This window comes from Pantoea sp. M_9, from assembly GCF_008631385.1.
Lineage (GTDB): Bacteria > Pseudomonadota > Gammaproteobacteria > Enterobacterales > Enterobacteriaceae > Pantoea > Pantoea eucrina.
In genome coordinates, this window is the sequence record NZ_VWUF01000012.1 from 79,477 (window position 1) to 105,351 (window position 25,875).

Annotated in this window: 28 protein-coding genes; 20 read left to right on the forward strand and 8 right to left on the reverse strand. The window is 56.3% G+C overall.

What is annotated here, in order from left to right; translation table 11 throughout:
* Nucleotides 1-61: 61 nt before the first annotated feature.
* Complete coding sequence (locus tag F3I15_RS15155; protein ID WP_150018480.1) at nucleotides 62-1,282, forward strand: aspartate aminotransferase family protein; 1,221 nt, start codon at nucleotides 62-64, stop codon at nucleotides 1,280-1,282.
* Here the strand turns inward: F3I15_RS15155 and F3I15_RS15160 are convergent, their stop codons facing one another.
* Nucleotides 1,283-3,358 (reverse strand): YccS/YhfK family putative transporter, encoded by a 2,076-nt coding sequence (locus F3I15_RS15160; RefSeq protein ID WP_150018481.1) that lies wholly within the window; start codon nucleotides 3,356-3,358, stop codon nucleotides 1,283-1,285.
* Between the two features lie 60 nt (nucleotides 3,359-3,418).
* Nucleotides 3,419-4,051 carry a cAMP-activated global transcriptional regulator CRP gene (crp, locus tag F3I15_RS15165; RefSeq protein ID WP_000242755.1) on the reverse strand — a complete coding sequence of 211 codons (633 nt, stop codon included), beginning with the start codon at nucleotides 4,049-4,051 and terminating at the stop codon, nucleotides 3,419-3,421.
* Nucleotides 4,052-4,341: 290 nt separating this feature from the next.
* Here crp and F3I15_RS15170 point away from each other — a divergent pair, with 290 nt between their 5' ends.
* Entirely contained in the window at nucleotides 4,342-4,746 is a 405-nt protein-coding gene (locus tag F3I15_RS15170; RefSeq protein WP_108570290.1) for an OsmC family protein, read from the forward strand.
* Nucleotides 4,747-4,873: 127 nt separating this feature from the next.
* Here F3I15_RS15170 and F3I15_RS15175 read toward each other — a convergent pair whose 3' ends face one another.
* The 3 genes from F3I15_RS15175 to F3I15_RS15185 form a co-directional block, all read right to left on the reverse strand.
* Nucleotides 4,874-5,743, reverse strand: a complete 870-nt coding sequence (locus tag F3I15_RS15175; RefSeq protein ID WP_039380889.1) for a phosphoribulokinase — start codon at nucleotides 5,741-5,743, stop codon at nucleotides 4,874-4,876.
* 61 nt (nucleotides 5,744-5,804) lie between these two features.
* On the reverse strand, nucleotides 5,805-6,023 hold the full coding sequence (locus tag F3I15_RS15180; RefSeq protein ID WP_065648582.1) for a YheU family protein: 219 nt from the start codon (nucleotides 6,021-6,023) through the stop codon (nucleotides 5,805-5,807).
* Nucleotides 6,020-7,042 carry a hydrolase gene (locus tag F3I15_RS15185; RefSeq protein WP_150018482.1) on the reverse strand — a complete coding sequence of 341 codons (1,023 nt, stop codon included), beginning with the start codon at nucleotides 7,040-7,042 and terminating at the stop codon, nucleotides 6,020-6,022. The genes F3I15_RS15180 and F3I15_RS15185 overlap by 4 nt, the downstream gene beginning before the upstream one ends.
* Before the next feature lie 60 nt (nucleotides 7,043-7,102).
* Here F3I15_RS15185 and F3I15_RS15190 point away from each other — a divergent pair, with 60 nt between their 5' ends.
* Nucleotides 7,103-7,705: a LysE family translocator gene (locus tag F3I15_RS15190; RefSeq protein ID WP_039380881.1), complete on the forward strand. Its 603-nt coding sequence runs from the start codon at nucleotides 7,103-7,105 to the stop codon at nucleotides 7,703-7,705.
* 1 nt (nucleotide 7,706) lies between these two features.
* On the opposite strand, the gene F3I15_RS15195 is transcribed toward F3I15_RS15190, so the two are convergent.
* Entirely contained in the window at nucleotides 7,707-8,687 is a 981-nt protein-coding gene (locus F3I15_RS15195; protein WP_094111207.1) for a LacI family DNA-binding transcriptional regulator, read from the reverse strand.
* A gap of 233 nt (nucleotides 8,688-8,920) precedes the next feature.
* Here F3I15_RS15195 and tauA point away from each other — a divergent pair, with 233 nt between their 5' ends.
* The 4 genes from tauA to tauD are packed head-to-tail and all read left to right on the forward strand — an operon-like array spanning nucleotide 8,921 to nucleotide 12,342.
* Nucleotides 8,921-9,901, forward strand: coding sequence for a taurine ABC transporter substrate-binding protein (tauA, locus tag F3I15_RS15200; RefSeq protein WP_150018483.1), 981 nt, complete (start codon nucleotides 8,921-8,923; stop codon nucleotides 9,899-9,901).
* Between the two features lie 10 nt (nucleotides 9,902-9,911).
* Nucleotides 9,912-10,679, forward strand: coding sequence for a taurine ABC transporter ATP-binding subunit (tauB, locus tag F3I15_RS15205; RefSeq protein WP_150018484.1), 768 nt, complete (start codon nucleotides 9,912-9,914; stop codon nucleotides 10,677-10,679).
* Complete coding sequence (tauC, locus tag F3I15_RS15210; RefSeq protein ID WP_150018485.1) at nucleotides 10,676-11,506, forward strand: taurine ABC transporter permease TauC; 831 nt, start codon at nucleotides 10,676-10,678, stop codon at nucleotides 11,504-11,506. Before tauB ends, tauC begins: the two co-directional genes overlap by 4 nt.
* On the forward strand, nucleotides 11,503-12,342 hold the full coding sequence (gene tauD, locus F3I15_RS15215) for a taurine dioxygenase (RefSeq protein ID WP_150018486.1): 840 nt from the start codon (nucleotides 11,503-11,505) through the stop codon (nucleotides 12,340-12,342). The genes tauC and tauD overlap by 4 nt, the downstream gene beginning before the upstream one ends.
* A 169-nt stretch (nucleotides 12,343-12,511) precedes the next feature.
* Here tauD and F3I15_RS15220 read toward each other — a convergent pair whose 3' ends face one another.
* Nucleotides 12,512-14,416, reverse strand: a complete 1,905-nt coding sequence (locus tag F3I15_RS15220) for an ABC transporter ATP-binding protein (RefSeq protein ID WP_150018487.1) — start codon at nucleotides 14,414-14,416, stop codon at nucleotides 12,512-12,514.
* 115 nt (nucleotides 14,417-14,531) lie between these two features.
* On the opposite strand from F3I15_RS15220, the gene kefG reads away from it, so the two are divergent.
* The 4 genes from kefG (at nucleotide 14,532) to slyD (ending at nucleotide 17,913) form a co-directional block, all read left to right on the forward strand.
* Nucleotides 14,532-15,083, forward strand: coding sequence for a glutathione-regulated potassium-efflux system ancillary protein KefG (gene kefG / locus F3I15_RS15225; RefSeq protein WP_150018488.1), 552 nt, complete (start codon nucleotides 14,532-14,534; stop codon nucleotides 15,081-15,083).
* Entirely contained in the window at nucleotides 15,083-16,885 is a 1,803-nt protein-coding gene (gene kefB, locus F3I15_RS15230; RefSeq protein ID WP_150018489.1) for a glutathione-regulated potassium-efflux system protein KefB, read from the forward strand. The genes kefG and kefB overlap by 1 nt, the downstream gene beginning before the upstream one ends.
* Nucleotides 16,886-16,980: 95 nt before the next feature.
* Nucleotides 16,981-17,175, forward strand: coding sequence for a YheV family putative zinc ribbon protein (locus F3I15_RS15235; RefSeq protein ID WP_039380854.1), 195 nt, complete (start codon nucleotides 16,981-16,983; stop codon nucleotides 17,173-17,175).
* Between the two features lie 195 nt (nucleotides 17,176-17,370).
* Nucleotides 17,371-17,913 (forward strand): peptidylprolyl isomerase, encoded by a 543-nt coding sequence (slyD, locus tag F3I15_RS15240; RefSeq protein ID WP_150018490.1) that lies wholly within the window; start codon nucleotides 17,371-17,373, stop codon nucleotides 17,911-17,913.
* Between the two features lie 61 nt (nucleotides 17,914-17,974).
* Here slyD and F3I15_RS15245 read toward each other — a convergent pair whose 3' ends face one another.
* Nucleotides 17,975-18,193: a protein SlyX gene (locus F3I15_RS15245; RefSeq protein ID WP_039380849.1), complete on the reverse strand. Its 219-nt coding sequence runs from the start codon at nucleotides 18,191-18,193 to the stop codon at nucleotides 17,975-17,977.
* 279 nt (nucleotides 18,194-18,472) lie between these two features.
* Between F3I15_RS15245 and fkpA the strand changes: the two genes are divergently transcribed.
* From fkpA to F3I15_RS15290, 9 genes are all read left to right on the forward strand, one after another.
* The gene (fkpA, locus tag F3I15_RS15250) at nucleotides 18,473-19,303 is read left to right on the forward strand and encodes an FKBP-type peptidyl-prolyl cis-trans isomerase (protein ID WP_039380847.1); all 831 of its coding nucleotides are present in this window, start codon (nucleotides 18,473-18,475) and stop codon (nucleotides 19,301-19,303) included.
* Nucleotides 19,304-19,495: 192 nt separating this feature from the next.
* Nucleotides 19,496-20,218, forward strand: a complete 723-nt coding sequence (locus F3I15_RS15255) for a transcriptional regulator (protein ID WP_065648594.1) — start codon at nucleotides 19,496-19,498, stop codon at nucleotides 20,216-20,218.
* Nucleotides 20,218-20,604 carry a sulfurtransferase complex subunit TusD gene (gene tusD / locus F3I15_RS15260; RefSeq protein ID WP_150018491.1) on the forward strand — a complete coding sequence of 129 codons (387 nt, stop codon included), beginning with the start codon at nucleotides 20,218-20,220 and terminating at the stop codon, nucleotides 20,602-20,604. Before F3I15_RS15255 ends, tusD begins: the two co-directional genes overlap by 1 nt.
* The gene (gene tusC, locus F3I15_RS15265) at nucleotides 20,604-20,963 is read left to right on the forward strand and encodes a sulfurtransferase complex subunit TusC (RefSeq protein ID WP_150018492.1); all 360 of its coding nucleotides are present in this window, start codon (nucleotides 20,604-20,606) and stop codon (nucleotides 20,961-20,963) included. Before tusD ends, tusC begins: the two co-directional genes overlap by 1 nt.
* A gap of 9 nt (nucleotides 20,964-20,972) precedes the next feature.
* The gene (gene tusB / locus F3I15_RS15270; protein ID WP_150018493.1) at nucleotides 20,973-21,260 is read left to right on the forward strand and encodes a sulfurtransferase complex subunit TusB; all 288 of its coding nucleotides are present in this window, start codon (nucleotides 20,973-20,975) and stop codon (nucleotides 21,258-21,260) included.
* Nucleotides 21,261-21,384: 124 nt separating this feature from the next.
* On the forward strand, nucleotides 21,385-21,759 hold the full coding sequence (gene rpsL / locus F3I15_RS15275; RefSeq protein ID WP_010616440.1) for a 30S ribosomal protein S12: 375 nt from the start codon (nucleotides 21,385-21,387) through the stop codon (nucleotides 21,757-21,759).
* 96 nt (nucleotides 21,760-21,855) lie between these two features.
* On the forward strand, nucleotides 21,856-22,326 hold the full coding sequence (gene rpsG, locus F3I15_RS15280; protein ID WP_007886246.1) for a 30S ribosomal protein S7: 471 nt from the start codon (nucleotides 21,856-21,858) through the stop codon (nucleotides 22,324-22,326).
* 93 nt (nucleotides 22,327-22,419) lie between these two features.
* Nucleotides 22,420-24,534, forward strand: a complete 2,115-nt coding sequence (fusA, locus tag F3I15_RS15285; RefSeq protein WP_150018494.1) for an elongation factor G — start codon at nucleotides 22,420-22,422, stop codon at nucleotides 24,532-24,534.
* 69 nt (nucleotides 24,535-24,603) lie between these two features.
* Entirely contained in the window at nucleotides 24,604-25,872 is a 1,269-nt protein-coding gene (locus tag F3I15_RS15290) for an elongation factor Tu (protein WP_150018495.1), read from the forward strand.
* The last annotated feature ends 3 nt before the right edge of the window (nucleotides 25,873-25,875 follow it).

Here is a 25,875-nt window from a genome sequence, read left to right on the forward strand (position 1 = left end):
TATGCATATTTTGTGATTATAATTTCATTTAATATCACTCAACAGCCGGATGAGGTCAGCAATGGCAGCGGAAAACATAGCGGTAACCCGGGAGACGTTTGATAACGTCATTTTGCCTGTTTATGCACCTGCGCAGTTTGTGCCCGTAAAGGGCAAAGGCAGCCGCGTCTGGGATCAGCAGGGTAAAGAGTATATCGACTTCTCCGGCGGTATAGCGGTCACCGCGCTGGGTCACTGCCATCCGGCACTGGTTGAGACGCTGAAGCGCCAGGGCGAAACGCTGTGGCACACCAGTAATGTCTTTACCAACGAGCCGGCGCTGCGTCTGGCCACTAAGCTGATTGCCGCCACCTTCGCCGACCGCGTATTTTTTGGCAATTCCGGTGCGGAAGCCAACGAAGCGGCGTTCAAGCTGGCGCGCTACTACGCCTGCAAAAAGCACTCGCCGTTCAAAAGTAAGATCATCGCGTTTCACAACGCTTTCCACGGCCGCACGCTGTTTACCGTCTCCGTTGGCGGACAGCCTAAATATTCTGACGGCTTCGGTCCAAAACCGGCCGATATCGTCCACGTCCCGTTCAACGATCTGGCGGCGGTAAAAGCCGTGATTGACGATCATACCTGCGCGATTGTTGTTGAGCCGATTCAGGGTGAGGGCGGCGTGATGCCGGCAACGCCGGAATTTATGCAGGGGCTGCGCGCGCTGTGCGATGAGCATAACGCGCTGCTGGTGCTGGATGAAGTGCAGAGCGGCATGGGACGCAGCGGCAAGCTGTTTAGCTATGAGCACTACGGGATTCAGCCTGACATTCTTACGACAGCGAAAGCGCTGGGCGGCGGCTTCCCGGTGAGCGCGATGCTGACCACGCATGAGATCGCTTCCGTGATGGCGCCCGGCGTACATGGCACCACCTACGGCGGCAATCCGCTCGCCTGCGCGATTGCAGAAACCGCGCTGGATATCATTAACACGCCGGCGGTGCTGGCCGGGGTGGAAGCGCGGCGGCAGCAGTTTACCGACGCGCTGATGGCGCTGGATAGTGAGCTGGACATCTTTAGCGAAATTCGCGGAAAGGGTCTGCTGATGGGCGCGGTACTGAAACCGGAACATGCCAGTAAAGCCCGCGATATTCTCAATGCGGCAGCGGCAGAAGGCGTGATGATCCTGAGCGCCGGCAGCGACGTAATCCGCTTTGTGCCGTCGCTGGTTATCACTCCGGAGGAGATCGACGCCGGAATGACACGCTTTGCCGCCGCGCTGCGCAGGGTTATTGCAGCCTGATTATCCTTTCGGACGAATAGCCCGCAGCCAGCGGCCATGATGCGGTCGCTGGCTCCACGCCAGAGAGGAGATGGTGTGCATGACGCTGAGATGCTGCAGAATGCGTTTAACATGCTGCTCGACAATCGTCACCGGCCCCTCATGCAGGTTTTCCGGCGCCTCCATAACGTTGCTCTCACTGCCCGGCCCGTCGTAGATCAGCCGCTGCTGACAGCGCTGCAGGGCAATTTCGCACGACTGCAGATAGCGCTCTGCCAGAGCCGGGGTCAGCATAGTGTGCTCACGCGCCAGAATAGTCATGGCGTTAATATGCTCTACGATGAACTGACTGTGCGTGACCCACAGCCGCATATCCTTCAGATACTGCGCGTTAAAACCGGGCTCGCTGGTCGCCTGATTCAGCGCATTAAACAGCGCGTTATGCGCCTGGTTAACCTTTACCCGCTGGTAAGCCAGTTTTTCCGGCGCGTGTTCCGGCCCCAGCAGCATGCGCAGCGCCTCCTGATACGCCTCCAGCGCATCGTGCGCATTCTGGCGCAGCAGGCCACTTTGCCACTGCGGCCATAGCCAGATCATACCGGCGAAGGCGATCAGGCAGCCCATCAGCGTATCCATCATCCGCGGCAGCAGGAACTGAGCGCCATTCAGCGACAGCAGCTGCAGCGAGTAGACCGCCGTCACGGTAAAGCCAATCATCGACCAGCCATAATATTTGCGCGTCACCAGATAACTGGCCAGCGTGATTGCCAGCATAAACAGCAGCGCGATCGATTCCGGTACGGCGAAGCGCAGCGATGCGGCGGCAATCAGCAGCCCGGCAAAGGTGCCGAGCGCCCGGTGCTGAATGCGCACGCGCGTGGCGCTGTAGCCGTTCTGGCTGACAAACATAATGGTCATCAGGATCCAGTAGGGCTTGGGAATATTAAAAAACAGCGCAACCGAGCTGCCAAACATCAGCATAACGGCAAAGCGGGCCGCGCTGCGCAGCGCGCCGGACCTGAACGACAGATAGCTGCGCAGGGCGGGCAGCAGCGGCAGGCGCCGCTGGCGATCGGCCATCAGGTCGCGCGTATAGAGCGGTTTCTGGGTGCGCAGCACGCGGGCGATGCGGCTGAAATGATAAAGGCAGAAGTGGCCAACCGGATTATCCGGATGCTGCCGCGCAATTTTTTCCAGTGCGCCGAGCGGCTTTTCCATCTGAAAGCGGGCGGGCAGCTGGTGATAGAGAATGGCATCGGCCAGCAGCCTGAGCTGTGCCGAAATGGTTTTTGCATTCCAGCGGATAACCGCTTCCGCATGACTCTGTTCTACCAGCTTTTGCACTTTCTCCGGCTGGTGCAGGCTGACAGCGATATGCTCCTGCAGATCCAGCGCCACCTGAAAAGCGCGCGTCAGCCGCTTATGGCTGTTATCGCGGCTGGCAGAAAGCATATGCATCTGCTGATAGCAGGTGGTGATCAGGTCAACCGCTTTCTGCTGGCGCGCCAGCAGCGGCGGCAGCGCTTTTTCCGGATCGGTCAGCTGCGTCAGCAGGGTATATTTGGCATCGCAGTAGTCAGCCAGCTCACGATAGAGCAGGCTCAGCGTTTCACGCATGGGCTGCTCTTTCCACAGCCAGTACCAGAACCAGTTAAACAGGCCATACCAGAACGTGCCGCCGATATAGAGCAGCGGCGGCACCCAGATCGGCATGCGCCCTACCAGACTCAGCGTAAAGATCGCTGCAATCAGCGTGCCGGGCAGCAGACGCCCGTGCAGCGGACTGATTTCGCCCGTCACGCCAATCAGCAGCGGCAGCGCCAGCATAATAAGCGGCAGCGGAACCGCGGCGTTGGTGAGGTACTGGATCAGAAAACTGCCGGTGGCGAAAAGCGTACCGCCCACGATCAGGCGTTTGAAAAAGCGTTTATGCGGCGTATCAAGGCCGGCAATATTGCAGCAGGCGGGGACCAGCGAGAACAGCAGGCCTTTTTGCAGATCGCCACACAGCCATCCCAGCGCGACAGGCAGGCACAATACCAGCGTCTGACGCAGAGCGTAATTGACTTCGGGATGATAGATGATTCGGCGCCACATCAGCTTATCGCAAACAGAAACGGCGTGATGGTGCCATCACGCCGTGGGGGGTGAAACAGCTTAGCGGGTGCCGTAAACGACGATGGTTTTACCGTGTGCGGAGATCAGGTTCTGATCCTCCAGCATTTTCAGGATGCGACCAACGGTTTCCCGTGAGCAACCCACGATCTGACCAATCTCCTGACGGGTAATTTTAATCTGCATACCGTCGGGGTGGGTCATGGCATCCGGCTGTTTAGCCAGATTAAGCAGCGTCTGCGCAATACGGCCGGTAACATCCAGGAAAGCCAGGTTACCCACCTTTTCTGATGTCACCTGCAGGCGACGTGCCATCTGCGCCGACAGGCGCATCAAAATATCCGGGTTAACCTGAATCAGCTGACGAAATTTTTTGTAAGAAATTTCAGCAACTTCACAGGCTGTTTTCGCACGCACCCAGGCACTGCGCTCCTGGCCCTCTTCAAACAGGCCGAGTTCGCCGATGAAATCTCCCTGATTCAGATAGGAGAGGATCATCTCTTTGCCTTCTTCATCTTTAATCAGTACCGCAACGGAACCTTTAACGATGTAGTAGAGCGTTTCTGCTTTTTCACCCTGATGGATCAGCGTGCTTTTGGATGGATATTTGTGAATATGGCAATGGGACAGGAACCATTCGAGTGTAGGGTCTGTTTGCGGTTTGCCGAGAACCATTCGCTATTATCCTCTATTGTAATCGTGCCCAAAACACAGGGGCATTCATTCCCTGTCAGGCGATGAAATCGTCCAGCGCGTCCTGTTAATAAAAATTATCCGGGCGGATGTGTAAGCTCTGCTTTTGATTCTGCCCGTCCTCATCAGCCACGACGAAGAAATTTTCAGCTCTGTTTGTAGCACAGCTTTTGCAGGCTGTCTTGTGTTGTCTCGCTTCAGCAGGCGGGCGATTGCTGTTTGCCGGATGAACGCGTACTCTGGCGCAAAACGCCGCTTCAGGAGAAAGAATAATGCAGGCACGTGTGAAATGGGTGGAAGGGCTGACCTTTCTCGGAGAATCCTCATCAGGACATCAGTTATTAATGGACGGGAATTCAGGCGATAAAGCGCCAAGCCCGATGGAGATGGTACTGATGGCCGCCGGCGGCTGCAGCGCGATCGATGTGGTTTCGATTCTGCAAAAAGGGCGTAATGATGTGGCTGACTGTGAGGTCAAACTGACTTCAGAGCGGCGCGAAGAAGCACCACGTATTTTTACACAGATTAACCTGCATTTTATCGTCAGCGGCAAAGCGCTGAGCGAGAAAGCGGTGGCACGGGCGGTTGATCTGTCGGCAGAAAAATATTGCTCAGTGGCAATCATGCTTGGCAAAGGGGTGGAGATCACCCACAGTTATGAAGTGGTCGCGCAGTAATCGGTGCCGGTGCGCATAAATGCGCACCCTACGATGGCTGGTGCTGTCATTTGTGAAACATGGCACTATACCCTGCAGGGTCGCCATTTATGGCGACCGATGCCACATAGTCTGGCAGATATGGCCTCTACTCTATCCGTTTTCCTTCAATCAGCCGCTGCACCAGTGGCATCATGATCAGCTCCATCGCCAGTCCCATTTTGCCGCCCGGTACCACCAGCGTATTCATATGCGAAATAAACGATCCCTGAATCATCGCCAGCAGATAGGGGAAAGCGATACCTTCCAGGCCGCGAAAATGGATCACAACAAAACTCTCATCGAGTGAGGGGATCTCGCGCGCCGCAAACGGGTTAGAGGTATCAACAGTCGGTACACGCTGAAAGTTAAGATGCGTGCGCGAAAACTGCGGCGTGATGTAGTTGATATAATCTTCCATCGACCGAACCACAGAGTCCATCACCGCTTCGCGCGAATGGCCCCGTTCGCTGGTATCGCGTACCAGTTTCTGTATCCACTCAAGATTGACGATCGGCACCACGCCCACCAGCAGATCAACATGCTCCGCCACGTTATGCTGCTGCGTAACTACTCCGCCGTGCAGGCCCTCGTAAAACAGCACATCGGTATTCTCCGGCAGCGGCTGCCAGGGCGTAAAGGTGCCCGGCACCTGATTCCACGGCACGGCCTCGTCATAGGTGTGCAGATATTTGCGCGACTCTCCGATGCCGCTTTCGCCATAGCGCCGGAACGTCTGCTCCAGCAGGCCAAAGTCATTGGCGTCCGGACCAAAATAGCTGATGTGACGGCCCAGATCGCGTGCTTTGCGGATCGCCATATCCATTTCCGGCCGGGTATAGCGATGAAAACTGTCGCCTTCTACTTCGGCTGCATGCAGCCCCAGCTGCTGAAAAATTTTACGGAACGCAAGGCTGGTTGTCGTGGTACCGGCGCCGCTGGAGCCGGTAACGGCGATAACGGGGTGTCTGGCTGACATACGGGTGCTCCCTGTGAGGTCGGGCGATGAGCATTGTTACCATGAATTATCCGGCAGTGCATCAGCCGCGAAACTCGCGCCGCGGCATAATATTGACCGTTTCATGCAGCTCAGACCAGACCAGCACCACCTCGCCCTGCTGCAGCTGGCGGCGCACGTCGGCTACCTTCTGCGCCAGGCTGCGCTCCTGCTCACCGTAGTCAGTGCCTTCGCGCAGAACAAAACTTTCAATCAGGTTTTCCAGCGTTGTTACTTCCAGTTCCTGCCACGGAATAATCACAATTGCCCATCCAGATAAGTTGAGAGCCACTCCGGCACGCGCTGCTCCAGCCACATATGCGGTTTAAGCAGGCTGCCGCCGACAAAGCCAACGTGTCCACCCTGCTGCGTCAGCTGATACTCAATTGTGGCAGACAATTGCTGCGGCTGCGGGATCACCGCATCTGTCATAAAGGGATCGTCTTTGGCGTGGATGATCAGCATCGGCTTGCGCACGCCGGTTAACAGCGGCAGGGCGCTGGCGCGCTGATAGTAATCGCTGGCGTCAAGAAAGCCGTGCGCCCGGGCGGTGATCGCGTCGTCAAATTCGCGCAGGCGGCGAAACGCGCGCAGCTGCAGTACATCAACCGGCAGCGTGCCGGGCCAGGCGCGCAGTTTGCGCAGCGCATTCTTTTTCAGCTGCGTCAGCAGATAGTGCTGGTAGAAGCGGGAGAAGCCGATATCGAGCTTTTCACTGCAGGGGGCGAGCGCCAGCGGTGCTGATATCGCCACGGCCGCATCCAGCGGCGCCTCATTACCCTGCAGCCCCAGTAAACAGGCGAGCATGTTACCGCCCAGCGACACCCCTACCGCAGCCGTCGGCACGCTGCCCCATTCACGCCGCAGCCAGTGCAGGAAATAGGTCGCGTCTTCCGTTTCACCGGAGTGATAGATGCGCTGCAGCCGGTTAGGTTCGCCGCTGCAGCCGCGAAAGTGCATCACCACGCCAAGCCAGCCGCGCGCTTTGCACGCCTGCATCAGGCCGTGCGCGTAGGGGCTGCGAAAATGGCCTTCGAGCCCGTGAAACATCACCATGCGCGGTTTGTGGCGCGCGCCAGCCGGATCTTCGCTCCAGGCGAGATCGACAAAGTCGCCGTCCGGCAGCTCCAGCCGCTGCCAGTGTGGTTTAAGCGTGACGCGGCGCCGCAGCAGGCGCGGCAGCAGGGTCTGCAAATGCGCATTGCCGAAGCCGCGCAGCGGAATAAAGGGATTGCTGGCGGGGCAATCTAAATAACCAGGGATAGTGCTTGTCTGATGCATAACTCGCTGATAGCTTCGATGGGTTGTCTGCTTTTAAGGATGAGGAGCATCCGGATACTCATGGAACTCAGTCTTTTTTTGTCGATGTTAGGTTTTCTCTGGGTCGCGGCCATCACGCCGGGGCCCAATAATATGTTACTTACGGCCTCAGGTGCTAATTTTGGCTTTCTGCGCACGCTGCCGCTGCTTATTGGTATCATGCTGGGTATGCAGGTGATGTTGCTGATGGTGGCATTTGGCATTGGCGGACTGATCCTGCTCTATCCGTCGCTGCACCTGGTGCTGAAGATTGCCGGCAGTCTCTATCTGCTCTGGCTGGCGTGGAAAATCGCGACGGCCGCCTATGAGACGCTGGAAACCGAAGACCGTTCGGTAAAGCAGATGCCGTTCTGGCAGGGCGGACTGCTGCAGCTGATCAATCCCAAAGCCTGGCTGATGGCGCTGGGGGCGATAGCGAGTTTCAGCCTGGCAGGCGCTGCCTATCAGCACTCTGTGGTTGCGATCAGCATGGGCATGGCGCTGGTGAATCTGGTATCCGGTCTGATCTGGATGGGATTTGGTTCACTGATTGGCCGCCTGCTGCATAGCCCGCGTGCCTGGAAGCTGTTCAACCTTGCGATGGGTGCACTGACCGCTGCCTGTGTGCTGCTGATCTGGCGCTAGATTAGCTGGATGCGCGCTCCAGACGCTGCCAGGGCAGGACTTCGTGCACAATGGCAGCATGCGGCTGGCGAATGCGGTTCAGCAGCAGCTGTACGCTGCGGGCACCCATCTGATTCATCGGCTGCGCAATGGTGGTCAGCGGCGGATTCAGGCTGCTGGTAAACGGAATACCGTCAAAACCCACCACGGCCAGATCCTCCGGAACGCGCAGTCCCGCTTCGAGCGCGGCGTGAATAACGCCAACGGCCAGCACATCTGACACGGTAAAAATGGCATCGGGCGGAGAGGGTTGTGCCAGCAGTGCATGCAGCGCGGCGCTGCCCGCTTCGCAGGAGATGTTCTCCGCATACGCCACGCGATCCCACGTCATATTCAGTGCCTTCAGCGCCTCGCGGTAGCCGCTCTCACGCTGATGCGAATAGAGATAGCGCATGTCGCAGTTGACCAGCGCAATCTGTTTTCGGCCTTTTCCGGCCAGGTAGCGGACCGTCTCAAAAGCCGCCTGCCGGTTATCAATAGTCACGCTGGATGCATTAATAGAGGGATCGTATTCAGCGCACTGCACCCACGGCGCATCGCCAATCAAATCTTTCAGCCCCTGCAGACAGGCAGCGGCATCCATTGTGATCACACCATCGACGACCTTACCAGCCAGCAGCGCCAGATAGGCGGTTTCCCGCCGCAGCTGAGAGGCGCTGTTGCAGAGTAAAATGTGATAGCCCTGCGCTTCCGCCTCCGCTTCAATCCCCTGCACCACGCGCGAACAGAAGGGGTTGGTAATATCTGAAATCAGCACCAGCAGCATATTGCTTTGCGCCGTACGCAGCTGGCGCGCCAGCAAATTGGGCTGGTAATCGCACGCGCTGATCGCCGCCAGCACTTTACTGCGCGTATCGGGACGGACGCCGGGGTGCTGGTTCAGAACCCGGGAAACGGTAGCTTTTGATACGCCTGCCAGGTGCGCGACTTTTTCGATGGACATGAAGATAACAACCGCTATTCAGGTGATGAAATCAGGAAGAGATCAATAACACAGTCGCGATGTGAGCGCCTGACAAATTTGTCACCGTTTCTGTCCGGTCTATTTGCTTTTTTTGCATAGCGTTGCCTGATGTTGATCTAAGAACTGATTGGCATGAGGGATAATTTTTAATTCCTTTATGAAATTTTCGCTGCTGGCGACACTGCCGTCATAACTTCACTTCGGGGAACAGAATGATGGTAATGCAAAAAACAATAATCTCGCTGGCAGCGGCACTGGGACTAATAGCGTTTCAGGCGCAGGCAGTCAACGTCACCGTGGCGTATCAGACCTCCGCAGAGCCTGCCAAAGTCGCTCAGGCGGATAACACCTTTGCCCGTGAGAGCGGAGCAACCGTGGACTGGCGCAAATTTGACAGCGGTGCCAGCGTGCTGCGTGCGCTGGCGTCCGGCGATGTGCAGATTGGCAATATTGGCTCAAGTCCGCTGGCAGTCGCTGCTACACAGCAGCTGCCGATTGAAGCGTTTCTGCTTGCATCACAGCTGGGTAACTCCGAGGCGCTGGTGGTGAAAAAAGGCATCAGCGATCCGAAACAGCTCATCGGCAAACGTATTGCCGTGCCTTTCATCTCTACCACGCATTACAGCCTGCTGGCGGCGCTGAAGCACTGGGGCATTAAGCCCTCACAGGTGCAGTTAGTAAATCTGCAGCCGCCAGCGATCGTTGCCGCCTGGCAGCGTGGCGATATTGACGGCGCGTACGTCTGGGCACCAGCCGTTAATGAGCTGGAGAAAGAGGGCCACGTGCTGACCGACTCCTCGCAGGTGGGGCAGTGGGGCTCACCAACGCTCGATGTCTGGGTGGTGCGTAAAGATTTTGCGCAGCAGCATCCGGAGGTGGTTACTGCGTTTGCCCGCAGCGCCATTGAGGCGCAGCAGGCCTATCTCGCCCAGCCCGAACAGTGGCTGAAGCAGCCAGATAACCTGAACAAGCTGTCGCGCCTGAGCGGTGTACCGGAAGGCGATGTGCCGGGCCTGGTTAAAGGCAATACCTATCTGACGGCGCAGCAGCAGGTTGAGCAACTCGGCAAGCCGGTGAATAAAGCCATTGTTGATACCGCGCACTTTCTGAAAGAGCAGGGGCGGGTGCCTGAAGCGGCCAGCGACTACAGCAGCTTTGTGACCACCCGCTTTGTTGCACCTTTAGCGAAATAACGGAGGCCGTATGCTCAGCATCACGCATCTCAACGCACGTTACGCCGGTCAGCCCGCGCTGCAGGATATCAACCTGCGGCTAGATAGCCGTGAATTGCTGGTGGTGCTGGGTCCATCCGGCTGTGGCAAAACCACGCTGCTGAACCTGATTGCCGGCTTTCTGCCGCTGGAGTCCGGCAGCATTACGCTGGATGGCAAAGCGGTGACCGGGCCAGACGCCAGGCGCGGCGTGGTGTTTCAGCATGAAGGGCTGCTGCCCTGGCGCAACGTGATCGATAACGTGGCATTTGGCCTGCAGCTGGCCGGTATGGCAAAAGCGGAGCGCCATGGCGTTGCCCGCCGACTGATTCGCAACGTCGGACTGGAGGGGGCAGAAAAGCGTTTTATCTGGCAGCTCTCCGGGGGGCAGCGTCAGCGCGTGGGGATTGCGCGTGCGCTGGCGGCCGATCCGCAGCTGCTGCTGTTAGATGAGCCCTTTGGCGCGCTGGATGCGTTTACCCGCGAGCAGATGCAAACCCTGTTGCTGACGCTGTGGCGCGACACCGGCAAGCAGATCCTGCTGATTACCCATGACATAGAAGAAGCGGTGTTTCTGGCCAGCGAACTGGTGCTGCTGTCGCCCGGACCGGGGCGCATAGTGGAACGGCTCAGGCTCAATTTTGGTCAGCGCTTCGCAGATGGCGAACCGTGCCGCAGCATCAAATCCGATCCGGCGTTTATCGAACGCCGTGAATATGTGCTGAATCAGGTGTTTGCCCGGCGGGAGGCGTTTGTATGAGTGCAGTTATTGATGAGAAACGTGGTGCAGCGCGCACCCGCGGCCTGCGCTGGCCGCTGTCACGCCAGCTGTCGCTTAGCCTGCTGAGCATCGCGCTGCTGCTGCTGGTGTGGTGGGGCGTGACGGCGCTGGGGCTGATTGCGCCGCTGTTTCTGCCCGCGCCGCAGCAGGTGCTGCAGAAACTGCAGCTGATTGCCAGTGCGCAGGGTTTTATGGACGCCACGCTGTGGCAGCATCTGGCCGCAAGCCTGACGCGCATGCTGGTGGCGCTGTTTTTTGCCGCGCTGATTGGTATCCCGACCGGCATTGCGATGGGACTGAGCCCGGCGCTGCGCGGGCTGCTCGATCCGCTGATTGAGCTTTACCGGCCGGTACCGCCGCTGGCCTACCTGCCGCTGATGGTGATCTGGTTTGGTATTGGTGAAACCTCAAAGATTTTACTTATCTATCTGGCGATTTTTGCGCCGGTAACGCTGGCCACGCTGGCCGGCGTAAAGAACTGCCGGCAGGTCCGCGTGCGCGCGGCACAGGCGCTTGGCGCATCCCGCTGGCAGTTGCTGCGCTTTGTGATCCTGCCGGGCGCGCTGCCGGAGATCCTGACCGGTCTGCGTATCGGGCTGGGCGTCGGCTGGTCGACGCTGGTGGCTGCAGAGCTTATCGCCGCCACGCGGGGCCTGGGGTTTATGGTGCAGTCGGCAGGAGAGTTTCTTGCTACGGATGTGGTGCTGGCGGGTATCGGCGTCATTGCCGTTATCGCATTTAGTTTAGAAGTGGGTCTGCGCGCGCTGCAACGCCGCCTGACGCCCTGGTATGGAGAGCAGCAATGAACGAACGTCTTACTTTTACCGCGCTGGGCCCCTGGATCGGCGCGCAGGTCAGCGATGTTGATCTCAGCCGTCCGCTGAGCGATGCGCAGTTTGAACAGCTCTATCACGGCCTGCTGCGTCATCAGGTGCTGTTTTTACGCAACCAGGTGATTACGCCGCAGCAGCAGCGGGCGCTGGCGGTGCGTTTTGGCGATCTGCATATTCATCCGGTCTATCCGCATGCGGCTGGCGTGGAAGAGATCATCGAGCTGGATACCCATCAGGATAATCCGCCGGATAACGACAACTGGCATACCGATGTCACCTTTATTGAAACACCGCCGGCCATTGCCCTGCTGGCCGCGAAACTGCTGCCGGAAAGCGGGGGCGATACGCTCTGGAGCAGCGGGATTGCCGCTTATGAAACCCTTTCTGAGCCGGTTAAGCAGCTGCTGAGCGGGTTGCAGGCGGAGCACAATTTTAAAAAGTCGTTTCAGGAGTATAAATATCGCCGCACGCCGGAGGAGCATCAGCGCTGGCAGCAGGCGGTGGCTAAGCATCCCCCGGTCCGACATCCGGCGATCCGCACCCATCCGGTCAGCGGGCGTAAGGCGCTGTTTGTGAACGAGGGGTTTACCACGCGTCTGCTGGGCGTCAGTGAAAAAGAGAGCGACGCGCTGCTGAATTATCTGTTTGCGCACGCCACGAAGCCGGAGTTTCAGGTGCGCTGGCGCTGGCAGGAGAACGACATCGCTATCTGGGATAACCGTGTCACGCAGCATTACGCCAATGCCGATTACTATCCGGCGCGCAGGATTATGCATCGAGCGACGGTGTTAGGGGATGTGCCGTTTTAACGCGTTGCGGTGGTAAGCCAGGTCGGCATAAATGCCGACCCTACAAAGAGATAAATCTGTAAGAGACGGATCCGTCATGGAGGCGTTTATTGCGGTGGTGGGCTGGTGGGCATAAATGCCGCCCCTGCAGAAGAGATGAAAGCTGCAGGGTTGGCACAGATGCTGACCGTTAATTCGCCAGCATCTGCTCCAGCTGCTCCTGCGCATCCAGCCACGCCATTTCGGCGTCTTCCAGCGCCGATTTGCTCTCCGCCTGGCGCTGCAGGGCGGCGGTTAAATCGGCTTTGCGGCTTTGATCGTAAATCGCGCTGTCGGCCAGCAGGGCTTCAGCCTCGCTCAGCTGACTCTGCCATTTCGTCATCTGCTTCTCCAGCTTCTCAATCTCTTTGCGCAGCGGCTGCGTCTGCGCGCGCAGCTCAGCATCGCGACGCTTCTGATCTTTGCGGGACTGAGCGCTATTGGCATTATCCTGCTTTGGTGCGGCATCCTGCTGCGCCTGCTGCTTTTGCAGGTCGCTCAGCCACTGCTGATAGTCATCCAGATCGCCGGCAAACACGTCCACTTTGCGGTCGTGAACCAGATAGAGATCGTCAGTGGTGGAGCGCATCAGATGCCGGTCATGCGACACCACCACCAGCGCGCCTTCAAAATCGATAAGCGCTTCGGTCAGCGCCTGACGCATGTCGAGGTCGAGATGGTTAGTTGGCTCATCCAGCAGCAGCAGGTTGGGGCGCTGCCAGACGATGAGCGCCAGCACCAGGCGCGCTTTTTCGCCGCCGGAAAAACGCGCGGTGGCTTCGCTGACTTTATCGCCCTGAAAGCCAAAACCGCCCAGGTAATCGCGCAGCTGCTGCTCCAGTACGGCTGGCGCGATACGCGCCAGATGCTGCAGCGGTGACTCCTCAGCGCGCAGATACTCAAGCTGGTGCTGCGCGAAATAGCCGAGCTTAATGCCTTTCGCCAGACCCACTTTGCCCTCCAGCGGATCGATTTCTCCCGCCAGCAGCTTGATCAGCGTAGATTTACCCGCACCGTTTCGGCCCAGCAGACCAATACGCGATCCCGGCACCAGATTGAGCTTGATCGCGTCAAGAATAATACGATCGCCATAACCTGCCGTGACCTTTTCCATTTTCAGCAGCGGGTTGGGCAGGCTTTCCGGCGCGCGGAAGCTGAAGCTGAACGGGTTATCCACGTGCGCTGGCGCAATCAGCTCCATGCGCTCCAGCATCTTAATGCGGCTCTGCGCCTGTTTGGCTTTGGTCGCCTGGGCGCGGAAGCGATCAATATACTTCTGCAGGTGCGCCACTTTTTCCTGCTGGCTTTGATAGAGCGCCTGCTGCTGCGCCAGTTTAGCGACGCGCTGCCGCTCAAAAGAGCTGTAGTTGCCGGTATATTCAATCAGCGTCTGCTGCTCAATATGAATAATTTTATCCACCACCGGATCGAGAAAGTCGCGGTCGTGTGAGATCAGAATCAGCGTGCCTTCATAGCTTTTCAGCCAGCGCTCCAGCCAGATCACGGCGTCAAGATCGAGGTGGTTAGTCGGCTCATCCAGCAGCAGTAAATCGGAGCGGCACACCAGCGCCTGCGCCAGGTTGAGACGCATGCGCCAGCCGCCGGAGAAGTCGCTGACCGGCCGCATCAGCTGCTCCTGGCTAAAGCCCAGACCGTGCAGCAGACTGGCCGCGCGCGCATGTATACTCCACGCCTGAATCGCATCCAGCTTGCCGTGCAGCAGCGCAATCGCGTTGCCGTCATCGCGCGCGTTGGCATCCGCTAATTCAGATTCAAGCTGACGATATTCGCGGTCGCCGTCGATAACATATTCCAGCGCGGCTTTACTCAGCGCTGGCGTCTCCTGGTTGACCCACGCCAGCGCCCAGCTGCCGGGGAAGGTGACGCTGCCGGCATCGCTGCTGATTTCACCTTTAAGCAGCGACAGCAGGGTGGATTTGCCGCAGCCGTTTTTACCCACCAGGCCCACTTTCTGGCCGGGGTTAATGGTTGCGGTTGCGTTGTCCAGCAGCACAGTGGTGCCGCGTCGTATCTGTAGTGCGGAAAAGACAATCATAGGCGCCGTGTCGTCAGAATATGGTAATTTATCGGCAACATAATTCGATAATGTTTAGTTGCGTTGAGCATGGTAGCGGAATTCCGCTGCGGTGACGACGCTTTGGAGGGGAAGGATGTCGCAGCCACCAAAAGTTTTGCTGCTTTACGCCCATCCGGAGTCACAGGATTCGATCGCCAATCGGGTTTTGCTGCAGTCGGCCAGGGAACTTGAACACGTCACCGTGCACGATTTATATGCGCACTATCCGGATTTTTTTATAGATATTCATTATGAACAGCAGCTGCTGCGCGACCATGAGATCGTCGTGTTTCAGCATCCGCTCTATACCTACAGCTGTCCTGCCCTGCTGAAAGAGTGGCTGGATCGCGTACTGTCACGTGGTTTTGCCAGCGGCGTGGATGGGAATGCGCTGGAGGGGAAATACTGGCGCAGCGTAGTGACCACCGGTGAGCCTGAAACGGCCTATCATCACGACGGCCTGAACCGCTATCCGATGAGCGATATTATGCGGCCATTTGAGCTGACGGCGCAGATGTGCCGTATGCACTGGATGACGCCGATGGTGATCCACTGGGCGCGGCGGCAGACGCCTGAAACGCTGCGTCATTTTGCCCGCGCCTACGGCGACTGGCTCGCGTCACCACTGCCGCAGGGAGGAGTGTAATGCAAGGTGAAACGTTACTGACAGCGGGCGTCATCTATCTGGTGGCGGCGGTGCTGGTCGTGCCTGTTGCTGCCCGGCTGGGAATTGGTGCCGTGCTGGGTTATCTGCTCGCCGGTATTGCGATCGGCCCGTGGGGGCTGGGTTTTATCAGCGATGTGGATGAGATCCTGCACTTCTCCGAGCTGGGCGTCGTGTTTCTGATGTTTATCATTGGCCTGGAGCTGAATCCAGCCAAACTCTGGTCACTGCGCCGCTCAATTTTCGGCGTCGGCGCGGCGCAGGTGATATTTTCTGCGGCGATCCTCGGCGTGCTGCTCTGGCTGAGCGATTTCAGCTGGCAGGCGGCTGTGATAGGTGGCATCGGTCTGGCTATGTCCTCTACGGCTATGGCGCTGCAGCTGATGCGCGATAAAGGAATGAACCGCAGCGAATCAGGACAGCTGGGCTTTTCGGTGCTGCTGTTTCAGGATCTGGCGGTGATCCCGGCGCTGGCGCTGGTGCCGTTACTGTCCGGCGGCGACAGCGGGCACGTTGACTGGCTTAAAGTTGCGATGAAAGTGCTGGCCTTCGCCGGCATGCTGGTGGGCGGCCGTTATTTACTGCGCCCCATTTTGCGCTTTATTGCCGCTTCCGGCGTCAGAGAAGTGTTTACCGCCGCCTCGTTGCTGCTGGTACTGGGCTCGGCGCTGTTTATGGATGCGCTGGGCCTGTCGATGGCGCTGGGCACCTTTATCGCCGGGATCCTGCTGGCGGAGAGTGAGTATCGGCACGAACTTGAAGTGGCTATCGAGCCGTTCAAAGGGCTGCTGCTGGGCCTGTTCTTTATCTCTGTTGGTATGGCGCTGAACCTTGGCGTGCTCTATACGCATATCGTGGCTATTCTGATCGGCGTACTGGTGCTGGTGGCGATAAAAGCGCTGGTGCTTTACGTGCTGGCGCGCATTTACGGCCTGCGCAGTTCAGAGCGTCTGCAGTTTGCGGGTGTGCTCAGCCAGGGCGGTGAATTTGCGTTTGTCCTGTTCTCCGCCGCGTCATCCGCCCATCTGTTCAGCGGCGATCAGCTGCCGCTGCTGCTGGTCACGGTGACCCTCTCGATGATGACAACCCCGCTGCTGATGCAGGGCGTGGATAAGATTCTGGCCCGTCGCTTTAATGACAAAGATGACAGTGATGAGAAGCCCTTTGTGGAGGACGATCAGCCGCAGGTTATTGTAGTGGGTTTTGGCCGCTTCGGGCAGGTGGTAGGGCGTCTGCTGATGGCTAACAACAAGCGCATCACGGTGCTGGAGCGGGATATCTCTGCGGTCAGCCTGATGCGCAAGTATGGCTATAAAGTTTACTACGGTGACGCCACCGAGCTGGAGCTGTTGCGGGCCGCAGGCGCAGAGAATGCGCAGTCTATTGTTATTACCTGCAGCGATCCCGAAGATGCCATGACCATTGTGCACCTCTGCCAGCACCATTTTCCGCAGCTGGAGATTCTGGCGCGGGCGCGCGGGCGCGTTGAGGCGCACGAACTGCTGCAGGCGGGCGTCACGCTATTCTCCCGTGAAACGTTCTCCAGTGCGCTGGAGCTTGGCCGCAAGGCGCTCATTTCTCTCGGCATGCATCCTCATCAGGCGCAGCGTGCGCAGCAGCATTTCCGCCGGCTGGATATGCGCATGCTGCGTGAGCTGATGCCTGGCCATGATGACAGCGTGCAGGTCTCCCGCGTGCGTGAAGCGCGACGCGAACTGGAGGATATCTTCCAGCGCGAGATGCAGCATGAAAAGCGGCAGATAAATGGCTGGGATGATGAGTAAGCCGGCAGCGTAAGCCATTCAGAGCCATCGCTGCAATTTGCGGTGTGCAGGGTATACACTTAAAGTTTCCGTGAACAACAGGCGGGCAGGAAAAAATGCGTAAACGTTTTATCGCCGGTGCGGTCTGTCCGCACTGTCAGGAAAAAGACACCCTGGCCATGTGGCGCGAAAACAGTGTCGATGTGGTGGAATGCGTAAAATGCGGGCATCAGATGCGCGAGGCCGATAAGCAGGCGCGCGATCAGATCCGCAGTAATGAGCAGGTGATCGGCATTTTTCATCCCGAGTAGCGTGCCGGCACAGCTTTTTTTACGCTTAGACTTACAGTGGTGTTGAATTCCGTTACAATCGGCGCCACTAACGCTGAATGGTCTGCATATTCTGCAGAGTAAATCTGTTCAGCTTTAAACCTTTCTGGTTGGTTATTGCACGCAAAAATAGACCAATGAGACGGGATCCTTAGTTCTCAACGGTTAGGAGATATCATGAAAGTAGCAAAAGACCTGGTGGTGAGCCTGGCGTATCAGGTTCGTACCGAAGATGGCGTGTTGGTTGACGAGTCACCGGTAAGTGCACCGTTAGACTATCTGCACGGTCATGGTTCCCTGATTTCTGGTCTGGAAAAAGCGCTGGAAAATCACGCGGTCGGCGACAAGTTTGACGTGCATATCCCGGCAAACGATGCTTATGGCCAGTATGATGACAATCTGGTACAGCGCGTACCTAAAGATGTCTTCATGGGTGTGGATGAGCTGCAGGTTGGCATGCGCTTCCTGGCAGAAACCGACCAGGGCCCGGTGCCGGTTGAAATCACTGAAGTAGAAGATGAGCACGTTGTGGTTGATGGTAACCATATGCTGGCTGGTCAGAACCTGAACTTCAACGTGGAAGTGGTTGCTATCCGCGAAGCCACGGAAGAAGAGCTGGCGCACGGTCACGTGCATGGCGCAGATGGTCATCATCACGACCACGATCACGGTCATGACCACGACCATGGTCACGGCGGCGGTTGCGGCTGCAACCACTAAGCGTTGCCGGTATAAAAAGGCCACCTGCGGGTGGCCTTTCTGTTTCCGCTGCCGGCAGGCATTAATAATGCGGCGGAGGTGTCTCTTCCGACGGCGAAGCGACCATTGAGGGCGCTGCCGCTTTAACTTTGTCGACCAGCAAGCGGACGTGTTCCCGCAGTCTGCTCATCTCCAGTTCATGTTCGACCACCGTCTGATTAAGCTGCTCAATGGTGTCTTCCTGAAAAGCCAGCTTGCTCTCCAGCGCTTCAAGGCGCCGATCCCAGTCTGTCTGTTGCATCGTTACTCCTCCTGTCATCGTACTGCGCATTGATATGAACCGGCGTGATTCTACGGCCTTTGCGGTCAGAATCACCTGATATTTACCCGGCGTTTATCTCCTGCCATTGAATTTACCCGTAGCGCCTACATCTCAGATGAAACTTCCTGAAGCAAAAAAGGTCGGAGGTTAACCGGGTAATTACACTGCGGGAGTGTTCGTTGCTGCCGCGTAAAGTTATAGTGTGGACCACTGTCCGCAATGATTCCCGAGGTTTGAAGCTTCGGTTTTGGAGAAAGGATGAAATCACTGTTTAAAGTCACATTGTTAGCTACCACTATGGCTGTCGCACTCAATGCACCGCTGGCGATGGCAGCAGAAACCGCTGCAGCTCCGGCTGACGCGGCGCAGGCTGCGCCACAGGCACCAAAAAATGCTGCTTTCAAAAACGAAGATCAGCAATCTGCCTATGCACTGGGTGCTTCGCTGGGTCGCTACATGGACAACTCTCTGAAGGAACAGGAGAAACTGGGCATCAAACTGGACAAAGATCAGCTGATTGCTGGTGTTCAGGACGCGTTTGGCGGTAAAAGCAAACTCTCTGACCAGGAGATCGAACAGACCCTGCAGGCCTTTGAAGGTCGCGTGAAGGGTGCTGCTCAGGCGAAGCTGGAAAAAGATGCAAAAGAGAATGCTGACAAAGGCAACGCTTTTGCTGAAAAATTCGCGAAAGAGAAGGGCGTGAAGAAGACCGAATCTGGCCTGCTCTATCAGGTGGAGAAAGAGGGCAGCGGCGCCGCACCTAAAGATAGTGACACTGTTGTAGTCAACTACAAAGGTACGCTGATCGACGGCACCGAATTTGATAACTCTTACACCCGTGGCGAACCGCTCTCTTTCCGTCTGGATGGCGTCATCCCGGGCTGGACTGAAGGCCTGAAGCACGTGAAAAAAGGTGGCAAGATCAAACTGGTGATCCCGCCGAACCTCGCTTACGGCAAAAACGGCGTACCGGGTATTCCGGCCAACTCCACGCTGGTGTTTGATGTAGAACTGCTGGATATCAAAGCAGCACCAAAAGCGGATGAAAAAGCACAGGCTCCGGCCGCTGCTGAGAAAAAAGCGCAGTAATTGCTCTGTTCTGCCGCCTTCGGGCGGCAGTTCCCTCTGCATTCCCCCGCACGTTCAATTCCTGCTGCATATGTGCAAAGCTCTGGCTAAAGCGGGCGACATTTGCCAGACTATCGCCTGCATAATGATCATAAGATGAGTCTGCCCCAATGCTGTCGCGACAGGCTCCAGCCACGTAGGGTAATGTCTTCGATGTCTAATCCATTTAATCCCGGTGAACTGACTGACTTCGATTTACTGGAGCAGCGCCCTTTTGAGCAAGCAGATTACGATATTCTCAAATCTTACGAGGCAGTGGTTGATGGTCTGGCGATGCTGATTGGCTCGCACTGCGAAATCGTGCTGCACTCGCTGGAAGATCTGAAATGTTCAGCTGTACGTATCGCTAACGGTGAACATACGGGGCGTAAAGTCGGATCGCCGATTACCGATCTGGCGCTGCGCATGCTGCATGATATGCATGGCGCTGACAGCAATGTCTCCCGCGCCTACTTTACGCGTGCCAAAAGCGGTGTTCTGATGAAATCGGTCACCATTGCTATTCGTAATCGCCAGCAGCGCGTCATTGGTTTGCTCTGCATCAATATGAATCTGGATGTACCGTTCTCGCAAATCATGTCGACCTTTATGCCGCCAGAGATGCAGCAGGTCGACTCAAGCGTAAACTTTGCCAGTTCAGTAGAAGATCTGGTGATGCAGACGCTGGAGTTCACCATTGAAGAGGTCAGCGCGGATCGCAACGTCTCTAACAACGCCAAGAACCGGCAGATCGTGCTTAATCTCTATGAGAAAGGCATTTTTGATATCAAGGATGCCATCAATCAGGTTGCTGCTCGTCTGAATATCTCCAGGCATACGGTCTATCTCTACATACGTCAGTTTAAGAACGGCGATTTTCAGGGGCAGGATCGCTGATGCGCTATACCCTGCTGGTGACCGGGCCAGCTTACGGCACCCAGAATGCGACCAGCGCGCTGCTGTTTGCCCGCGCGCTGATTGCTGCAGGCCACGAGCTGGAAAGCATATTTTTTTATCGTGAAGGTGTGCTGAACGCCAGCGAGCTGAGCGCGCCTGCCAGTGACGAAGCTGATATTGTGCGCAGCTGGCAGCAGCTGCGCGACGCCTGTGGTGTCGCGCTTAACGTCTGCGTGGCTGCCGCGCTACGGCGTGGCATTACCAATCGGCAGGAGGCAGCGCGTTTGCAGCTGGCGGGCAGCAACCTGCAGCCGGGTTTTGAACTCAGCGGTCTGGGCGCACTGGCTGAAGCGGCGCTCAGCTGCGATCGTCTGGTGCAGTTTTGATGAACCGCGTTGCGTTCCTCTTTACCCGCGCACCACACGGCAGCAGTGCCGGCAGGGAAGGGCTGGATGCCGTTCTGGCTACCGGCGCCCTGAGCGAAGATGTTGGCCTCTTTTTTATCGGCGACGGTGTGCTGCAGTTGACTGAGCAGCAGCAGCCGGAGACCATACTGGCGCGCAACTATATCGCCACCTTTGGTGTGCTGGCGCTCTATGATATTGAGCAGTGCTATATCTGTCAGCATTCGCTACTGGCGCGCGGAGTGAGCCTGAGTGCAGAGCGCGTGTTAACTGCCCAGGTGCTGGAGAGTGACGCACTACGCCAGACGCTTGCCTCTTTCGATCGCATTATCTGTTTTTGAGAAACTGCCATGCTTTATACGCTGATGAACTCCCCCTGGCAGTGTGATATCGAAACGCTGCTGCTGCTGCTGCGCCCGGAAGATGACCTGCTGCTGCTGCAGGATGGGGTTACCGGCGCGCTGCAGGGCAGCACAATGCTGGCCCGGCTCAGCGCGGCACCGGCCACCCTATGGGTGCTGGAAGAGGATGTGGCCGCACGCGGATTATCTGCTCAAATTTCAACCAGTATTGCCCGTCTGGACTATACTGGATTCGTTGCGCTGACGATTAAGCATCAACAGCAAGTGGCCTGGTAAACGCGAAAACCTGGTTATTTCTTGACACCCTATAGGCACAGCCCTAAAATTCTGCCTCCTCGTAGAAATGCGAGGTGATTTATTACGTGTTTACGAAGCAAAAGCTAAATCCAGGAGCTATTTAATGGCAACAGTTAACCAGCTGGTTCGCAAACCACGCGTTCGTCAGGTTGCTAAAAGCAACGTGCCAGCGCTGGAAGCTTGCCCGCAAAAACGTGGTGTTTGTACTCGTGTCTACACCACTACCCCGAAAAAACCAAACTCAGCACTGCGTAAAGTTTGCCGTGTGCGTTTGACTAACGGTTTTGAAGTTACCTCCTACATCGGTGGTGAAGGTCATAACCTGCAGGAACACTCCGTGATCCTGATCCGTGGCGGTCGTGTTAAAGACCTGCCAGGTGTGCGTTACCACACCGTTCGTGGCGCGCTGGACTGCTCAGGTGTTAAAGACCGTAAGCAGGCTCGCTCCAAGTATGGCGTGAAGAAGCCAAAGGCTTAATGGTTCTCCGTTAAGTAAGGCCAAACGTTTTAACTTTAATGTCAAAATAAACTCGTAGAGTTTTGGACAATCCTGAATTAACAACGGAGTATTTCCATGCCACGTCGTCGCGTCATTGGTCAGCGTAAAATTCTGCCGGATCCTAAGTTCGGATCAGAGCTGCTGGCTAAATTTGTAAATATCCTGATGGTAGATGGTAAAAAGTCTACTGCTGAATCAATCGTCTATACCGCACTTGATACCCTGGCTCAACGTGCTGGTAAAGATGGTCTGGAAGCTTTCGAAGTTGCACTCGAAAACGTACGTCCGACTGTCGAAGTGAAGTCACGTCGCGTTGGTGGTTCAACCTACCAGGTTCCAGTTGAAGTCCGTCCGGTTCGTCGTAATGCTCTGGCAATGCGTTGGATCGTTGAAGCTGCTCGTAAACGCGGTGATAAATCAATGGCTCTTCGCCTGGCGAACGAACTTTCTGACGCTGCAGAGAACAAAGGTACTGCAGTTAAGAAACGTGAAGACGTTCACCGTATGGCTGAAGCCAACAAGGCGTTCGCACACTACCGCTGGTAACAGCAAGGTAGTCGTTATTAACCCAGCGGGCGTCCCAGTGGCTTACCTGCTGGGCTTTTTTAACTATGAACGTCTCAGAATCAGAGGAATCAAATGGCTCGTAAAACACCCATTGAGCGCTATCGTAATATCGGTATCAGTGCTCACATCGACGCCGGTAAAACTACCACTACCGAACGTGTTCTGTTCTACACCGGTGTAAACCATAAAATCGGTGAAGTACATGACGGCGCCGCAACCATGGACTGGATGGAGCAGGAACAGGAACGTGGTATTACCATCACTTCCGCTGCGACCACCTGTTACTGGTCTGGTATGGCTAAGCAGTTTGAGCCACACCACGTCAACATCATCGACACCCCGGGACACGTTGACTTCACCATCGAAGTAGAGCGCTCTATGCGTGTGCTTGATGGCGCAGTTATGGTTTACTGTGCGGTTGGTGGTGTTCAGCCACAGTCTGAAACCGTATGGCGTCAGGCTAACAAATATAAAGTTCCACGCATCGCGTTCGTTAACAAAATGGACCGCATGGGTGCTAACTTCCTGAAAGTTGTTGATCAGATGAAAGTGCGTCTGGGTGCAAACCCGGTTCCACTTCAGCTGGCAATCGGCGCAGAAGAGAAATTCACCGGTGTTGTTGACCTGGTGAAAATGAAAGCCATCAACTGGAACGATGAAGATCAGGGCGTTACCTTCGTTTACGAAGATATCCCGGCTGATATGCAGGATCTGGCTGACGAATGGCGTGCGAAGCTGGTTGAATCTGCAGCTGAAGGTTCTGACGAGCTGATGGAGAAATTCTTCGGCGGCGAAGAGCTGACTGAAGAAGAGATCAAAACGTCTCTGCGTAAGCGCGTTCTGAACAACGAAATCATCCTGGTAACCTGTGGTTCTGCATTTAAGAACAAAGGTGTTCAGGCGATGCTGGATGCGGTAGTTGAATACCTGCCAGCACCGACTGACGTTACCGCGATCAACGGTATGCTGGACGACGGTAAAGACACACCGGCTGAGCGTCACTCTGACGACAACGAGCCGTTTGCTGCGCTGGCGTTCAAAATCGCAACCGACCCGTTTGTTGGTAACCTGACCTTCTTCCGCGTTTACTCTGGCGTGGTTAACACCGGTGATACCGTGTTCAACCCGGTCAAGTCAAACCGTGAGCGTCTGGGCCGTATCGTTCAGATGCACGCTAACAAGCGTGAAGAGATCAAAGAAGTTCGTGCGGGCGACATCGCTGCTGCGATCGGCCTGAAAGATGTGACCACCGGTGACACCCTGTGTGACCCGGATAACGTCATCATCCTTGAGCGCATGGAGTTCCCGGAGCCGGTAATCTCTATCGCCGTTGAGCCGAAAACCAAAGCTGACCAGGAAAAAATGGGTCTTGCTCTGGGTCGTCTGGCGAAAGAAGACCCATCATTCCGCGTATGGACTGATGAAGAGTCTAACCAGACCATCATCGCTGGTATGGGTGAGCTGCACCTCGACATCATCGTTGACCGCATGAAGCGTGAATTCAACGTTGAAGCGAACATCGGTAAACCTCAGGTTGCGTATCGCGAAGCGATCCGCTCTAAAGTTACCGGTATTGAAGGTAAACACGCCAAGCAGTCTGGTGGTCGTGGTCAGTATGGTCATGTTGTTATCGACATGTACCCACTGGAGCCGGGTTCAAACCCGAAAGGCTACGAATTTATTAACGACATTAAAGGTGGTGTGATTCCTGGCGAATACATCCCTGCCGTTGATAAAGGTATCCAGGAGCAGCTGAAGTCTGGTCCACTGGCGGGTTACCCGGTAGTTGATCTGGGCGTGCGTCTGCACTTCGGTTCTTACCATGACGTTGACTCCTCAGAGCTGGCGTTTAAACTGGCTGCTTCTCTTGCGTTTAAAGACGGCTTTAAGAAAGCAACCCCGGTTCTGCTTGAGCCAATCATGAAGGTTGAAGTAGAAACGCCAGAAGAGAATACCGGTGACGTTATCGGTGACCTGAGCCGCCGTCGTGGTATGCTTAAAGGTCAGGAATCTAACGCTACCGGCGTTCAGATTCACGCTGAAGTCCCGCTTTCCGAAATGTTCGGTTATGCAACTCAGCTGCGTTCACTGACAAAAGGCCGTGCTTCTTACTCCATGGAGTTCCTGAAGTACGATGATGCGCCGAACAACGTCGCTCAGGCCGTTATTGAAGCTCGTGGCAAATAAGGCTACGGTTTAAAAATTGTTAACTGATGCCTTCATCAATGATGAAGGCATAACGTAAGGATTATCGCCATGGCGAAAGAGCAATTTCAGCGTAACAAACTGCACGTAAACGTGGGCACCATCGGTCACGTTGACCACGGTAAAACCACCCTGACTGCAGCAATCACCACCGTTCTGGCTAAAACCAACGGCGGCCAGGCACGTGCATTCGACCAGATCGACAGNAAAGAGCAATTTCAGCGTAACAAACTGCACGTAAACGTGGGCACCATCGGTCACGTTGACCACGGTAAAACCACCCTGACTGCAGCAATCACCACCGTTCTGGCTAAAACCAACGGCGGCCAGGCACGTGCATTCGACCAGATCGACAGCACCCCTGAAGAAAAAGCACGTGGTATCACCATCAACACCGCACACGTAGAGTACGAAACCGCAGGCCGTCACTATGCACACGTTGACTGCCCGGGACACGCCGACTACGTGAAAAACATGATCACCGGTGCTGCGCAGATGGACGGCGCGATCCTGGTTGTTGCTGCGACTGATGGCCCGATGCCACAGACCCGTGAGCACATCCTGCTGGGTCGTCAGGTTGGCGTTCCTTACATCATCGTGTTCCTGAACAAGTGCGACATGGTTGATGATGAAGAGCTGCTGGAGCTGGTTGAGATGGAAGTACGTGACCTGCTGTCACAGTACGACTTCCCGGGCGACGATACCCCAATCGTACGCGGTTCAGCGCTGAAAGCGCTGGAAGGCGACGCTGAGTGGGAAAGCAAAATCATCGAGCTGGCTGGCCACCTGGACAGCTACATCCCGGATCCGGTTCGTGCNACCGGTCGTGTTGAGCGCGGCGTCGTTAAAGTCGGTGACGAAGTTGAAATCGTGGGCATCAAAGATACCGCGAAATCAACCTGTACCGGTGTTGAGATGTTCCGCAAGCTGCTGGACCAGGGTCAGGCGGGCGAGAACTGTGGTGTTCTGCTGCGCGGTATCAAGCGTGAAGACATCCAGCGTGGACAGGTTCTGGCGAAGCCGGGCTCAATCAAGCCACACACCAAGTTCGAGTCAGAAGTTTACGTTCTGTCTAAAGACGAAGGCGGCCGTCATACTCCGTTCTTCAAAGGCTACCGTCCACAGTTCTACTTCCGTACCACTGACGTGACCGGTTCAGTTGAGCTGCCAGAAGGCGTTGAGATGGTCATGCCGGGCGACAACATCAAGATGGTTGTTACCCTGATCCACCCAATCGCGATGGACCAGGGTCTGCGCTTCGCAATCCGCGAAGGCGGCCGTACCGTTGGCGCGGGCGTTGTTGCTTCTGTTATCGCTTAATTG